The sequence below is a fragment of the Bradyrhizobium sp. BWA-3-5 genome (assembly GCF_032917985.1).
GTDB lineage: Bacteria > Pseudomonadota > Alphaproteobacteria > Rhizobiales > Xanthobacteraceae > Bradyrhizobium.
On sequence record NZ_CP136626.1, the window covers coordinates 1,940,792 to 1,954,995 of the forward strand.

14 protein-coding genes and 1 pseudogene are annotated in these 14,204 nt (G+C 60.9%); 5 read left to right on the plus strand and 10 right to left on the minus strand.

Features of this window, described 5'->3' with window-relative positions; all coding sequences use genetic code 11:
• Positions 1 to 394: 394 nt before the first annotated feature.
• From RX331_RS09290 to RX331_RS09300, 3 genes are read right to left on the minus strand one after another with little or no spacing between them, the layout of a single operon-like run.
• Positions 395 to 1,054, minus strand: coding sequence for an HAD-IA family hydrolase (locus RX331_RS09290; RefSeq protein ID WP_317256273.1), 660 nt, complete (start codon positions 1,052 to 1,054; stop codon positions 395 to 397).
• A gap of 57 nt (positions 1,055 to 1,111) precedes the next feature.
• Positions 1,112 to 2,563, minus strand: a complete 1,452-nt coding sequence (locus RX331_RS09295) for a hypothetical protein (RefSeq protein WP_317256274.1) — start codon at positions 2,561 to 2,563, stop codon at positions 1,112 to 1,114.
• Positions 2,564 to 2,607: 44 nt separating this feature from the next.
• Positions 2,608 to 2,952 carry a hypothetical protein gene (locus RX331_RS09300; RefSeq protein ID WP_317256275.1) on the minus strand — a complete coding sequence of 115 codons (345 nt, stop codon included), beginning with the start codon at positions 2,950 to 2,952 and terminating at the stop codon, positions 2,608 to 2,610.
• Positions 2,953 to 3,082: 130 nt separating this feature from the next.
• On the opposite strand from RX331_RS09300, the gene RX331_RS09305 reads away from it, so the two are divergent.
• Entirely contained in the window at positions 3,083 to 3,904 is an 822-nt protein-coding gene (locus tag RX331_RS09305) for a RibD family protein (protein ID WP_317256277.1), read from the plus strand.
• Here the strand turns inward: RX331_RS09305 and RX331_RS09310 are convergent.
• The 4 genes from RX331_RS09310 to RX331_RS09325 all read right to left on the minus strand — a co-directional run bounded on the left by RX331_RS09310 (position 3,865) and on the right by RX331_RS09325 (position 7,117).
• Positions 3,865 to 4,674 (minus strand): class I SAM-dependent methyltransferase, encoded by an 810-nt coding sequence (locus RX331_RS09310; RefSeq protein ID WP_317256278.1) that lies wholly within the window; start codon positions 4,672 to 4,674, stop codon positions 3,865 to 3,867. The two genes, RX331_RS09305 and RX331_RS09310, sit on opposite strands and share 40 nt — an antisense overlap.
• On the minus strand, positions 4,671 to 5,513 hold the full coding sequence (locus RX331_RS09315; protein ID WP_317256279.1) for a glycosyltransferase family 4 protein: 843 nt from the start codon (positions 5,511 to 5,513) through the stop codon (positions 4,671 to 4,673). Before RX331_RS09315 ends, RX331_RS09310 begins: the two co-directional genes overlap by 4 nt.
• 203 nt (positions 5,514 to 5,716) lie before the next feature.
• Complete coding sequence (locus RX331_RS09320) at positions 5,717 to 6,118, minus strand: 6-carboxytetrahydropterin synthase (RefSeq protein ID WP_317256280.1); 402 nt, start codon at positions 6,116 to 6,118, stop codon at positions 5,717 to 5,719.
• A gap of 9 nt (positions 6,119 to 6,127) precedes the next feature.
• Positions 6,128 to 7,117, minus strand: a complete 990-nt coding sequence (locus RX331_RS09325; protein WP_317258076.1) for a zinc-binding alcohol dehydrogenase — start codon at positions 7,115 to 7,117, stop codon at positions 6,128 to 6,130.
• 116 nt (positions 7,118 to 7,233) lie between these two features.
• Here RX331_RS09325 and mdoH point away from each other — a divergent pair, with 116 nt between their 5' ends.
• Genes mdoH through RX331_RS09340 form a run of 3 tightly spaced genes read left to right on the plus strand, consistent with a single transcriptional unit; the run spans position 7,234 to position 11,181 of the window.
• Positions 7,234 to 9,015: a glucans biosynthesis glucosyltransferase MdoH gene (gene mdoH / locus RX331_RS09330; RefSeq protein ID WP_317256281.1), complete on the plus strand. Its 1,782-nt coding sequence runs from the start codon at positions 7,234 to 7,236 to the stop codon at positions 9,013 to 9,015.
• 2 nt (positions 9,016 to 9,017) lie between these two features.
• On the plus strand, positions 9,018 to 9,761 hold the full coding sequence (locus RX331_RS09335) for an FkbM family methyltransferase (RefSeq protein WP_317256282.1): 744 nt from the start codon (positions 9,018 to 9,020) through the stop codon (positions 9,759 to 9,761).
• Positions 9,709 to 11,181 (plus strand): hypothetical protein, encoded by a 1,473-nt coding sequence (locus tag RX331_RS09340; RefSeq protein ID WP_317256283.1) that lies wholly within the window; start codon positions 9,709 to 9,711, stop codon positions 11,179 to 11,181. The genes RX331_RS09335 and RX331_RS09340 overlap by 53 nt, the downstream gene beginning before the upstream one ends.
• Before the next feature lie 32 nt (positions 11,182 to 11,213).
• On the opposite strand, the gene RX331_RS09345 is transcribed toward RX331_RS09340, so the two are convergent.
• A complete protein-coding gene (locus RX331_RS09345; RefSeq protein WP_317256284.1) occupies positions 11,214 to 11,735 on the minus strand; it encodes a cytochrome c in 522 nt (173 codons plus the stop codon).
• 299 nt (positions 11,736 to 12,034) lie between these two features.
• Entirely contained in the window at positions 12,035 to 13,039 is a 1,005-nt protein-coding gene (locus RX331_RS09350) for a tripartite tricarboxylate transporter substrate binding protein (RefSeq protein ID WP_317256285.1), read from the minus strand.
• 214 nt (positions 13,040 to 13,253) lie between these two features.
• On the opposite strand from RX331_RS09350, the pseudogene RX331_RS09355 reads away from it, so the two are divergent.
• Positions 13,254 to 13,457: pseudogene (locus tag RX331_RS09355) on the plus strand (hypothetical protein); the annotation flags it as partial.
• Here RX331_RS09355 and RX331_RS09360 read toward each other — a convergent pair.
• Positions 13,443 to 13,994, minus strand: coding sequence for a GNAT family N-acetyltransferase (locus RX331_RS09360; protein ID WP_317256287.1), 552 nt, complete (start codon positions 13,992 to 13,994; stop codon positions 13,443 to 13,445). The pseudogene RX331_RS09355 and the gene RX331_RS09360 overlap by 15 nt on opposite strands.
• Between the last annotated feature and the right edge of the window lie 210 nt (positions 13,995 to 14,204).

Here is a 14,204-nt window from a genome sequence, read left to right on the forward strand (position 1 = left end):
AGCGTTTGTTCTCTCATGAATGTTGCTGTAGCGCGGCAAGGGCGCCAGCTGACTGGGCCAGAAATTGTTCTCAATCATTTGAAACTGGTGGCGTGCTCGGTCGTACCGGAGACATCCGGCCAACCGAGAATATTTGATTGTGAGCAAATCTCCGCATGCAGATTGCCTGCGCAATCAGATTAGAGCGCTACGCGAGAGGATCCGGCAGCTTCCGGCCGGTCCTGAGCGGGACGAACTCCTGCACAACGCGAAACAGGACGAAATCGCGCTACGCGTGGTCCAGTGGGTCACTTCTCCGGGAGATCTGCCGCCGCCGTCGGATGTGATGTCGGTGACGCGGCATCGGTTGCCCCTGAAGTGACACGCGTCAAAGCACACATTTCTCTCTCCTGCCTTAGTCGCCGAGGGCCAGGCGAATGCAGGTTCGCAGCTCGTCCACGCTCTGAGCGACACAACCCGCCCCCGCAGCCAATAGGGGCTCGGCCTGATGATATCCCCAGCTGACGCCGATTGATCGCAACTGCGCTGCCTCTGCCATGTGCATGTCGAAGGTGGTATCACCAATGAAAATCGCATCCTTGGCCTCCACCCCTGTTGCAGCAAGGGCTTGAAGCAACATCGCAGGATGCGGCTTCGAGGGGGCCATGTCTGCGGCCTGGACGGTCCGAAAAAATTCGTTCCACCGCAGCGCGTGTAGCGCGGGAGAAACGGTGTCTGATCTGTGGCCGGTCGCGAGGCCCAACACGGTATCGGCGGTATGGCTCAACTCGTGGAGAAGATCGCTGACGCCGTCGAACGGCCTTTCGGCAAAAACCGGATCAGCTCTAAGCTGTGGTAGCAGCAGATCATAGGCCCTGACCATCTCGAGTATGGGCGCTGCCGGCCCAGCGAGTTCGGTCAAAATGACATCAAGCGATTTCCCAACGAGCGCCAGGCTGCGGGCCGGCGATGGTGCGGGCAATCGAAAATCGGCAAATACGATCCTGTGGCTCTCAAGGATCAGCGAGCGGCTGTCTACCAGCGTGCCATCAAAATCGAAAATAATCAGTTTCACGGTATTCTCTGCGGCGCAGATGTTTATAGGCTCAATACTTTATGATAGCGCATGCACCTATCGATGCAGGCAGGAATAAGTCCGGATTAATTCCCGGGTCTGCACCGGGACAATGAGCTCTCGATCCCTGTTATTTGTCGCCGTAGCGCAGGACAACCAAAAGTAATTTCCGGTCGGATGGATGACAAGCCTGTTCGGTCGGAAGCTCGAGAGGATGACTGACAGATAGGGGATGGTCGAGAACCATTCCAAGGGGACGAGATCCGGTGAAGCGCGCCCTGACGAGACGAAACGAGCGTCACCGAGTTCCGGGTCGGATTCGTGGCTCATCGCAAGCGCTGCGATAGCCTGCCGGTAGCGCGACCAGGCTGTGACGAACTTGCCGGTCTCGACGACATGGATCAAGGTCACCACGACAAGAACAGAGCCAACTGCGCACACCCTGTTTGGGGACCAGACAAGGTTGTGCTGAAGGTTAGGCAGCGGATCCCGGATGATTCCCTCTTTCGTCATGGCGGCGAAGGCAGCCATGACGCCGAGCAGGGGAGTAGCGACGACCAGCGCAGTCCGCAGATAGTAGCGGCTGTTCGCATGCACTGAATGGTCGAAATTCATCCAGTAAATGCAAAGAAGCAAGAGCAGTGCTCCGAGGACATAGACGCAAGCCCGTTTCGGAAGCCAAATGGAGATCAATCCAAATGCTGCGGCATAAGCGATGACTGCCGCCAGCACTTCCACAACAACCTCAACTCTAAAGATCGCGAGATCGAAGAAGTGCAGGGCGGCTCGCGCGAAAGCGTCCGCGTAGTAGTCGTCGGGCGGCAAAAGGATCTTCGATGCCACGGCGAGCAAGACGATTACGATCAGATTAGCGACCCCGCGCCGGAATGGCGTGCTCTGCAGGCCGCGCGGCGCCAGCGTTGCAAATACGGTGAGCAGCAGCACAAGGGCGCCTTCATGCGTGAAGGCCAACAGGAGCGAGACCGCGAATATCACAATGGCCCCGAGAACAGTGGATCCTGTGTAATGACTTAGCGCCAGCGTCGGCCAGAAAATCGCGTGGGCGAGCCACATTTCGGTGGGAAAGCCAAAAATCAGCGGGCAGAGCAGGGCGGTTGAGCCGCACGCGTAGAGAAAGATCAGGCGACCGGGCGAGCGATCGGCCACGTAGGTCGCCGCCAATCCTGCCAGTGGGGCGATGTAAAACAGCAATCCGTAGGCGACAATTCCACTCCATGGACTGCCTGTGATCGCGGCAAGAGTTTCGGCTGGCAGGAGAGTCAGCAGAAAAACAGAGGTGCGTCCGGATATGTTATGCCAGTGGAAGGCCCAAACGTCCTGCACCGCAACGGCGTAGGAAAACATCGCTCCGTCGCCATAGAGTTCAAGCTGATGGTATAGCGCGATGGCTGGGAATGCGATGGACCAACACAGGCCTGCTGCAACCACCAGACGCCGAAACGAACGTTCATGCGGACGCAGCGCCGTGCCGGGCATCTCAGCGGCCATTCGTATCGGTCACAACGCAGTTCAGAGAGAAGAACATTGCGAATTCAGGATTTCTCGTTGGTCGATGCCTTAAGCGCGACAAGTTTGTGCCCGGATCGTACTGCCTTTGTTGTCAGGTAACGCTTGTTGTGAGGGGTGATGGGGGCTTCGAGCGGGGCAGGAGCCGTGATCTCGATAACGGCCTTCGTCAATCCGTCGAGCTTGGCAGGATTGTCGGTAAGGAGCACGATCCGCGGATGGTTGAGGGTCCGTAACAGAAGCGCGGCCACGCCATAGTCCCGTTCATCATCCTCGAAACCGAGCGTGGTGTTGGCGTCGCGCGTGTCCAGGCCGCTATTCTGCAGTCGGTAGGCGCGCATCTTGTTCGCTGGCATTGGCGCGGCGCTCATTCGCGGGGGCCTTCGTTTGCTGGGCGCGTTCGTGGAACACCGAAAGTCCCAAATCATTCCTATAGAAATCAGATGGATTTTTAGGATCCAGTGGCGGATAGTAGCATTGATAACAGGCGAGCCCCCTAATTTGATCACCTCCGTGCAGCTAGGCAATTTCCCCGCCCGTAAATTTGCGTCTCCCGACGCATGGGACAGCTTCGTCGAGCTTTTTCGCAGAGGACAGCAACCTCTGCCGCCAGGCTGGGCGGATTTGTTCGGCCCTTTGCGGAACGGGACGGTCGACGATCTCGTTATTGTCGGGCAGCTCGGCCAATCGCTCGATGGTCGGGTCGCGACAGCGACTGGTCATTCGAAGTACATCAATTGTCCGGCAGGCATCGAGCACCTGCACCGCTTGCGCTCGCTCGTCGACATTGTCGTCGTCGGAGTCGGAACGGCGATTGCCGACAATCCGCAACTAACGGTCCGGCAGGTGCGGGGGCCGCAACCCGCGCGTGCCGTTATCGACCCCAAGGGTCGCCTCGGCGCAAACGCGAGGTTGTTCGCCGAGGATGGCGTTCGCCGGCTGCTAATTACTGCCGAAGGCAGGCGGGCAACGGCCCCTCCCGGAGTTGAAATCATCGCCCTGCCTTCGCAGGATGGGAATATTGCTCCGTCCGACATCGCATCGTCCCTGAGGCGGGCGGGAATGCGTCGCGTTCTGATAGAAGGCGGCGCCGACACCCTGTCGCGCTTTATCGCAGCCCGATGTCTCGATCGCCTGCATGTTACTGTCGCACCCGTCATGTTGGGTGCCGGAGGACCCGGGATCGAGTTGCCGCCGCTGGAGCGCGCCGACCAGGCGCACCGGATGCCGACCCGCGTGCACCAGATCGAGGACGATGTGCTGTTCGACTGCGATCTGTCAGGTCAGCGCGTCGTGCTCGGCGTCGCGAGGAAGTCAACGTGACCGACGCGCATCGTTGAAGCGCATTGATTTACGGCCGCCCTTCGCCTGGTCAGCCAAATGTCGATTTCGCGGCTCGGTAGCGATTGGATTTCCCTCGCGGCGGCGGCCCATCCATTCAGCAGTTCGATCTGGATTTCCTGATCGGCAGCCCCGATCACCCAATCGGAGGCGCCCAGCAAAACCGAATATCCGAGCGCCTCAAATCTGGAAATGGCGTCGACGGCGGCAGAAGGGCCGAGCGCCGGTCCAAAACCCTTGTCAGTGTGCTGATGGGCATCCACGGCGGCCACAATAGCTGCATCTGCCGGATCGCTTGGTGAAAGCTCGATGCGGCCATCATAGGTGAGGGCTGCGTAAACCGGCAATGCCTGTGCGGCCGCACGGCGAGCAAAGCGATCCAGCCACGTCTCGGAGACGAGATCGAGCAGCGCCGAAATCGTGATGAGGTCGCTCGGCCGGTTCAGCATGGCTTCGTGATCGCCGTTGAGGTCGAATTGAATAGGGTTCAGACTGATGTCTTCTGAAATTTTTCCGCCGCATGCTGCGCGCAACAGTCGGGGGTTGCGGTCCACGAGATCCCAATGTTGGCACGCCGGCAGGTGCGGACCGAGCGCGCGCAAGGTGGATCCTGTGCCGCAGGCCAGGTCGATAATGCGTACCGGGTTCTTCGATTTGAGCCGGGAGGCCACCGCACCGAGCACGTCCGGATTGCGCGCGCGCAAGTCGTAGCCTTCCCGCAAGGTGAGCCATTCGATAGAGAATTCGCTCATGCAAGCCTGTCCAGCGCGGCGGCAAAGATCGCGGCAGATTCCTGCCAGGTAGGCAGCGTTCGTGCGGCTTCCAATGCTCCTTCGGAAAGGTGGCGCCGCCGGTCAGTGTCAACGATGACGTCCCGCAAGGCGGCTGCGAGTGCGGCGGGATCGTCCGCCGGCACCAGTAATCCCGCGCCTTGCGGAATCGTGTCCGGTATTGCACCTGCCGTCGTCCCGATCACTGGAAGGCCGTACGAGAGCGCCTCGGCGTAAGCCATTCCGTACCCCTCGAAACGAGAGGCCAGAACGAACAGGTCGGCCTCGGCATAGAGCATGGCGAGTTGTGAAGATGAAACAGCGCCCAACGTTTCGATCCGGCCGGTGAGCCGGTTTCGCAGGATACTTCCCTCAAGTTTCGCTGCTTCATTCGGATCCCGCGTGAGGTCGCCCGCGATCGTGAGACGCCACGGGACCTCAGCCAGCGTTGCAAGCGCTGAAACCAGTACATCGAAGCCCTTGCGTGGCACGACGGCCCCAACCGACAAAATGTGAGGCACGTCGTTTGAAGGTCGTGCAACCCGTGATACGGGATCGCTTCCAGGTCTCACAACCGTGATCTTGTTCGCCGGTACACGATAGCCGGAGGCGACAACTTTTGCGGTTGCGGGGCTCGTCACCACGACTTCGCGCACCTCGGCCAACGCCGCCCGTTCGCTGCGGCGAAGAGCGCCGGCTCGTTCGGCCGTCAATCCGCATTCGAGTGCCAATGGATGATGCACCAATGCTATCAACGGATGCCTGCGCGCGAGCTCTGCCGCAACGTCCGGCAAGACGCCGAGCGCGAGGCCGTCCAGCACGATCGGCTGACCTGCCGGTGTCCCAAGCAACAGGGATCGAGCGGCCGATCGGGTCGCCTCATCCGGCGCGGGAAAGCCTTCACCGATATTGAGATAGTCGACATCCCATTCCAGTCGCCGGAGTTCGGCCATGATCCGCCGGTCGTAAGCGTAACCGCCTGTTGGTGTATCGAGACTGCCTGGCACCGCGAAGGCGACGCGCTTTACCACAAGGGGGCCTCGTACTGCGCACGCGCGACGTGCGACTCGGAGAGCGTAATGCGCAAGGCTTTGAGCTCTCGCCCGGGGCGACCTAATTCCCCGGCCCGGGCAGCATTCGCCAGGCCATCGTAGATGTGCTTTGCCAGGAATTCCGTCGTGGTGTTGCGGCCCTTGAATTCCGGTACGTCGTCGAGATTGTGATAGTTTAGCGGCGTCAGCATTGCTTTGAGTGCATCGTGCGCGCGGCCGATGTCGATGACGATTCCGTTGCTATCGAGAGTTTCCGAAATGAAGGCCGCGTCGACCACGAAGGTCGCCCCGTGCAATGCCTGAGCAGGCCCGAAAACCGCGCCCCGAAATGAATGCGCGATCATGATGTGGTCTCGGACTTCGACGGTGAACAAGGCAGCTCCTTACGAATAGACGATGGGTTGACAGAGTGTGGCATTTCGAGGGTCGAGGATCTCCGGCAGCCGCTTTGGTAAGTCGCCGAACGGAACCGGTGGGGCGAGCAATACATCGAGGCGCGGATCGGTGAGCAAGCCGACCGCAGCGGAGAGGCGACGATTGTGACTCCAACGCGGGCGATGTGACGTGGCAATGCTTCCAACCTGGCTTGATACCAGCCGAAGGCGACGGCTGTGGAAGGGGCCGCCCAGAATCGCGCTTACCGGCTGATCACCATACCAACTCATTTCAAGCACGGTCGCTTCATCTCCAGCCAGATCCAGCGCGGTGCCCAGCCCGTCGGGCGAGCCGCTGGCATGAACTACGAGATCGCAATCGCGCTGTGCCTGTGCTGGCTCTGTAAACTTAACACCAAGCGCTGAGGCTAATTCCGCCCGGGCCGGATTGATGTCGACGAGAGTAACCTCAGCCCCCGGCAGGCGCCCGCAGAGATAAGCAACGAGGGAACCGACGACGCCGGCCCCTACGATCGCAATACGGTCGGCCGGACCCGGCGCGGCGTCCCACACACCGTTAAGCGCGGTTTCCATGTTGGCGGCGAGCACAGCGCGGTGCGGCGGCACCGAGTCCGGCAGCACAACCAGTGACGCTGCGGGAATATTGAATGCTGTTTGATGTGGATGGAGCGCGAAGACGCTCTTGCCCCGTAAGGGACTGCTGCCGTCCTCCACCCGTCCGATGGCCGCGTAGCCGTATTTGACAGGAAACGGAAAGTCGCCGGCCATGAATGGCGCGCGCATTCTGCCGAATTCGCTCTCGGGGATGCGCCCACCGAAGACGAGCGCTTCAGTGCCACGGCTGATCGCGCTATAGAGGGTTCTCACGCGGACTTCGCCCGCGCGCGGCGCACCCAGGAGCTCCTGCCGAATTTCGGCCTTACCTTGTCCGCAATACCAAAGGGAAGAGACGGTATCGGCGCTGGCGCTGGCAGCCATTTTCTTCAATCTCGGGCTGGAATTACCGATGGCCTGATGTGTTATAAGGGTAATCTGCACCACCCGGTGCTGAATGAGAAGCCGTAACCTGTCCTGCCAGCCGCACTTGCTCCGAAATGATTGAGACTGACGCCGCCGGGAAGATCATGTTCGCAAGGCGGGCGTTATTTGCCGTCCTGTTTCTGGTGACGATGGTGGGCTCGTTATGTCTCGCCGCACTGGCGCTGTCGCCCGGAGGGTTCGGGATCTTTGATGTCGTTGTGCTCGGCCTGTTTGCCATCACGTTACCCTGGATGGTCGCCGGCTTCTGCAATGCCTTGATCGGCTTTGTCATCATGCGCTTTTCCGCCGACCCGGTCGCCGCCGTGCTGCCGGCCGTCGAGCTGGTCCGCGACGATGATCCGGTAACTGCTTCGACCGCGATCCTGCTTTGCGTTCGCAACGAATTGCCGGAACGTACCATCCGCAATCTGGCGCCGATGCTGGAAGGTCTCTGCGCTTCCGGATACGCAGAGCGCTTCCATCTCTATCTCCTGAGCGACACGGGTGATGCCGAGCTTGCCATCGGGGAGGAGGCGTTCTTCTCCGAACTGATCGCAACCTGGGGCGACCGGATTGCCATCAGCTACCGGCGGCGTACCGTGAATAGCGGTTTCAAGGCCGGCAACATCAGGGATTTCTGCGAGCGCTGGGGGAACCGTCACGAGTTCGCGATCACGCTCGATGCCGACAGCTTTATGCCCGCAGACGCAATCATCCGGCTTGTCCAGATCATGCAGGTCGATCCCAAGCTCGGTATCCTGCAGGGGTTGATCGTGGGACTGCCTTCGACGAGCTTGTTCGCACGCATCTTCCAGTTTGGCATGCGTCTCGGCATGCGCTCCTACACGATCGGAAGCGCGTGGTGGCAGGGCGATTGTGGGCCTTATTGGGGGCACAATGCCATCCTGCGGCTCAAGCCGTTCACCGAGCACTGTCAGCTACCCTTGCTGGCCAGGGACGGCGAAATAGAGCGGCATATCCTTAGTCATGACCAGATCGAAGCCGCGCTGATGCGGGCTGCCGGCTATCACGTACGCGTCTTGCCGCGGGAGGACCTCGGCTGGGAGGACAATCCGCCAACGCTGCTGGAGTTCATGCGCCGTGACTTGCGCTGGTGCCAGGGCAACATGCAATACTGGCGGCTTGTCACGCTGCCAAATCTGACGCTGGTCAGCCGCTATCAGCTGGTCCTCGCCATCCTGATGTTCATCGGCTCGCCGGCGTGGGTCGGCTTGCTCGGCTTGGCGACCGCCGCACTCGCTCTATGCGATGATCCCGCCGACGTCATGCGATCCGATATCGGAAGCGTATTGCTCCTCTGGATCCTCGTCATGTGGTTCTCGCCGAAGATCGCAGGCGCGCTAGACGTGCTGCTTGCGCGGGAGGAGCGCCGTGCGTTCGGCGGAGCGGGTCGGTTTATCGTGAATTTCGCAATTGAAACGGGCTATTCGATCATTCTGTGTCCGATCCTTTGGATCAGCCACACGATCTTTCTGTTTGGCCGGCTCTTCCATCGCGACATCAACTGGATGGTGCAAATCCGTGACGATCACGCCGTGCCGTTTGAGTTGGCGTTGCGTGACTTGTGGCCGCAGACACTCGTGGGCTGCCTCTCGCTCGGGCTGGTGATGTACAGCCAGCCGTGGGCGCTGCCCTATATTCTGCTGCTGGCCGGCGGGCCAGCCTGTGCCGCACCGTTCGCGACGGTAACGGCCTGGGCGCTGCTCGGTGGTCTGGCCGCCCGAACGGGCATCGGCCGTCTCCCTGAGGAAACGGCCGCGCCGGAGCACCTGCTCGACCTTGCCTTGCCCGCGATCAAATCGGCGAGCCGGCCACCTCTGACAAGTTCGGTCTAGCGATGCTGCGATCCATCCGGACAGCGCGTGCCACGCTCAGGTCTCTGCGTATCTATTATGGCGACCGGAAGCGCGCGGCGGCGATGGACCGGCTCTATGGCAATTTCGTGCGGTCCGGAGACTTGGTGTTCGATGTCGGGGCGCATGTCGGCGACCGGGTTGCATCGTTCCGTCGGCTCGGGGCCCGCGTTGTCGCGGTCGAGCCGCAATGGGCGATGGTGAGGGCACTCCGGCTGCTTTATGGCCGCGACGGCTTCGTGACGATCGAAGCGGTCGCGGTAGGGAGACAGCCGGGCAGGGCGCGAATGCTGATCAATTCCGACAATCCAACGGTGTCGTCGGTCTCGTCGGCGTTCGTTGCAGCCGCGCACGGCGCGCCCGGCTGGGAGACCCAGCGCTGGAGCGAGTTCGCCGACGTCGAGGTCACAACGCTGGATACGCTGATTGCAAGGCATGGCGTTCCCGCGTTCATCAAGCTCGACGTTGAAGGGTTTGAAGCGGAAGCACTGTCCGGCTTGTCGGAGGCGGTGCGCGCACTTTCGTTCGAGTTCACCACCATCCAGCCGAATGTGGCGCTCGCCTGCATCGCGCAATGCGAAGCGATGGGTTATTTGCAGTTCAACGCGGCTCTCGGGGAGAGCCAGACGATGATCGGTGAGTGGGTCGACGGGAAGGCGATAGCCCGCTGGCTGAGTGCGCTTCCGCAAGCCGCAAATTCAGGTGATATTTATGCCATCGCGGCTTGAGCGTGTGTTGTCACAGCCGCGTCTCCTGAAAGTTTTTGTTGCGATCCTGCTGGTGATCGGCTTCGGATTGACCTTGCTGACCTTCTACCCAGGCGTGATGACCTTCGATGCCAAGTATCTTCATGAATACGCCATGAAGGGAACGATGGGGGACTGGCAGTCCCCCATCATGGTCTGGCTATGGGGCCTGATCGATCCGGTCGCTCCCGGCGCCGGCAGCATGTTCCTGCTGATCGCCATATCCTATTGGCTGGGATTTGGACTTCTTTCGCTCACGCTCGCATCCCGTGGCAGGATGATTGCGCTGCTGTTGCCAATATTGGCATTGACGCCGCCGTCTCTGGCCCTCGTTGGAATCATCTGGCGGGACGTTCTCTTTGCAACGTGCTGGCTGCTCGCCGCCGCAGTTGCGCTGGCCGCCTCCGAGCAGCGATCCTGGATCAGGTTGGCCGGGCAGACAGCATCGCTGGCACTGGTCGCTCTCGGGGTATTGTTGAGGCCGAATGCCCTTCTGGCCGCGCCGATACTCGCCGCATATGCGCTCTGGCTGTCGCGGGTCTCGCTGCGGAAGACCGCGATCCTTTACGCTCCGGCCGTGCTTGGCTTCTTTGGCATGGTGCAGCTCATCTATTACGGTCTGCTCGACGCGAAGCGGGAGCATCCGCTGCAGACGATCATGATCTTCGATCTCGGCGGCATCAGCCATTTTGCCAGGGCGAACCAGTTTCCGGTCGAGTGGAGCGAGGCGGAAAATGCGATGCTGCTCGACACGTGCTACCAGCCGACGATGTGGGACATCTATTGGCGACTCGATCCCTGTGATTTCGTGATGCGAAAGATCGAACGCGAAAAAGGCCTGTTCGGTACCTCAGCGATATCAACGGCGTGGCTGACGGCCATTCTCCGGCATCCGGTTGCCTATCTGCAGCACCGGTCAGCCTTCATGTGGAATTTTCTCGCTGGCGATAATTTGACGATGTGGACCGCCGATATCGAAGACCCGGCGAGAAACGTCTTTGCCAATCGTGCCGCATTCGGCGCATTGGTCTCGGCTCACGATGTGCTGAAACCAACGCCGTTCTTTTGGGCTGGCTTCTGGCTGCTGGCCTGCATCGCCCTGTGCGGCATCGGCTGGCGCAAAGCGCCTCGCGAAGCCGCTTTTATATCATGCGTATGCGGGTCCGCGGCCGTCTACGTTCTGACCTTCTATTGCGTTGGCGTGGCGTCCGATTTTCGTTACGCATATTGGGCGGTACTGGCGGCCATGGCCGGCGGCGTGGTCCTGCTGTCCGGTGACGCCAGCAGGCCCGCGCGGAAACACCAAAGCATGATCCGGAAAAGAGTGAAGCGGTTTTCCCTCGCGACAAAACGCGAAGCGCGCGCGGAGATCATGTTCGAACAAAGATCTGAAGTGCGATGACCGATTCATCCAAATCTCATCGCGCCTTCTGGCTACTGTTTCGGTTCGGCCGACGCGGTCCAGCTCTTATAATCGGCGTCGGAAACCGAGGGCAGCTTCTTGACGAAAGCCACGATGGACCAGATTTCGGCATCGTTTGCTCCCGCCAGCGCAAAGCTCGGCATGCCCGTCATGTTGATACCGTTCTTGACGATCCAAAAAAGCTGGGTAGGGGAGAGGTCTGCAGCGACTTTCTTCAGATCGGGTGGATCGGGATGTAGTCCTTCCGAATATTTCAGCCACTTGACGCCGGGCGCGCCGTGGCAGTTGACGCAACCGAAACTGGCATACGCGTTGGCACCGGCCTGCACCATTGCAGTCTCGCCGAACGCGACCGGAGGACCCTCGTTGGCGTGACGCTCGATGGATGCGGTCCGAACCTTGGTCAAGGCCCAGGTTACCGCGGCAGGGTCTTCAGCCGTCGCTGCGACGCTATAGTACCCACCAAAGAAGAAGATTGCACAGCCAATGGCGAATACAATCGCTAGTGCTCCGATTGCCGCAAGGAAGCGCATGCGAGCCTCCGTCTGTGAACTGCCCTCGATCAAGGATTATGACCTTGATGTGGAATAGCGAACCGCCAAAAAGGTTGCATAATGTAGGACCAAATGACGCGATAGGTTGAGACCAGAGTTCAATGACCGGGCCTGGCGTCAGTTTTGACTGGCAGTGGTCGCTGACAATGTTCCGCGGTACATCAAGCCTACCCATGGCGGCGGTGTCACGAAGACATGCAGCCACGGGCTGGTCCCGCTGTGGCCGGTGTTCTTGCTGCATGCGGGAGCACCGATCCTCCGTGTCACGACCAAAGGCGCTATTCCACCTTCAGCCCGAGCTGATGGACAAGCTTGCTCCACTTCTTTTCTTCCCGATCGATGTCGTCGGCATATTCGGCCGGCGTCGAGCTGAGGGGATCGCCGCCTTCGAGACGGATGCGTTGCTGCACCTCCGGGTCGTTTCCGAGTTTGCGCAATACGGCGCTGAGGACGCTGACGATCTCGGGTGGCGTGCCGTGCGGCGCAAGCAGTCCGTAATGCAATACGGCTTCGAAGCCAGGCATTCCCGACTCGTCGAAGGTCGGCACGTCGGGCAATAGCGAGAAGCGCGTCTTGCTGGTGACAGCGACAGCGCGCAGTTGGCCGGCCGCGATATTGCCCAGCGCCGGCGGCAGCACGCCGAACGCGACCGGCACGTGGCCGCCGAGCAGATCGTTCATGACCGGTGCCGTGCCCTTGTAGGGGATCATCGCGATGTCGATGCCGGCCTCGGCCTTGAACAATTCGGCGCACATGTAACCACCGGTGCCGACAGGCGACGTCCCTATATTGAGTGTGCCCGGCGCCTTCCGCGCCAGCGCGATCAATTCGGCGACCGTCTTCGCGGGAAACGACGGATGGGCGAGCAGGGCCACAGGCATCGAGGCGACGAGGCCGATCGGCGCGAAATCCTTGCGCGGATCCATGCCGATAGTGGTGTAGAGGCTCGGGTTGATCGACAGCGTCCCGGTGTGGCCGAGCAGCAGCGTGTAGCCGTCCGGCGCGGCTCGCGCGACTGCGCGCGTGCCGATGGTGCCCCCGCCGCCGCCGCGATTGTCGACGGTCACGGTCTGGCGGAAAGCGTCCGACAGCTTTTGCGCCACCACGCGCGCCATCGCATCGACGCCGCCGCCGGCCGGGTACGGCACGACCAGCGTGATGGGGCGCGTTGGAAAGTCTGCGGCACGGGCGATCGACACCAGCGAGGCACCGGCGAACGCAACGGTCGATGCCATGGCGATCGCGACGACGGTCACCAAGTTGCGGCGCGACAATTCATCCATGCTATGCCTCCCTCTCGCAGGGCGCATCATATGGAGAGCCTGGTGACAGGCAAGCGGAGCGCGGAGCAGGTTATGCCCGAAATGGTTGGAGCTGTGTCCAATATTCTGCCAAGGTGCGGCGGCTAGCCAGGACCGGTCGGACATGCGAACAGGATTCCATTGTTGCTCCTCGATTCTGCTTGTTCTTAGTTCATTCGTACCGCATGGCGCGATGGCGCAGGCGCTGACGCCGTTCCGTTATGAAGCGCAGGCGCAGCGTCACTGTCCCGGCGATACGGTCGTCTGGCTCGATTTCGGGCGGGAGCGCTACTACACGAAAGGGCAGAGGCGCTATGGCTTCGGCCTGACCGGCAGCTTCGTGTGCAGAAACGAGGCTCGAAACAATGGCTTTCGGCGCTCGCCGTTAGGGCTGAGGTGAGCCCGAACCGGCTGCCTGGCTCAGCCTGAGCGCCAAATGTATCGTCTTGGGATCCCGGTGAGTGCCGGGACGAAACCCGAACTTCCCGAACACTTTCAGCATTGCGGCGTTTTCCGGCAGCACTTCCGCCGTCAGCTCCTTAAGGCCGGCAACGCTTGCGATCTTGATGAGATGGCGCATCAGGAGCGAGCCGATGCCGCGGCCCTGCCATGTATCGATGACGACAAAGGCCATCTCGGCCCGTCCCGGCTCGAAGACAATGTATCGCCCGCCGCCGACAATGATCTTGCGGCCGGCTTCCTCGGTGACGGCGACAATCGCGACATGGGCCTTGAAATCGACGTCCATGAAGAAAGCGCGCTCCTTGTCCGAGAAATGGCGTTTCATGACAAAGAAGCGACGCTGTAGCGATTGAGGGCTTGTCTTTGCCACAGCCGCGAGCATGTCCGCCTCGTCCTCGCGGCGGAGGGCGCGGACTTCGACCTTTCTGCCGTCGCTGAGAAGCTCGGACGTCGCGTAGTTGACAGCCTCCAGCATCGGACCTCCCGCGCGAAGGCGACTGCGGACTTGATCTGCGCAGGGGGATCAAGACAGGATCGGCCCGCCGTTCCTTGATCTGGATCAAGACTGCCGCGCGTGCACGCACGCGGAAGCGACGCGACACGGCGTTGCCCGGCCTCGAACGTTGACCTAGATCAACATTTCGACGTGGCGAGGTCGCTTGACTGGAGCGCGACAATCGAGGTC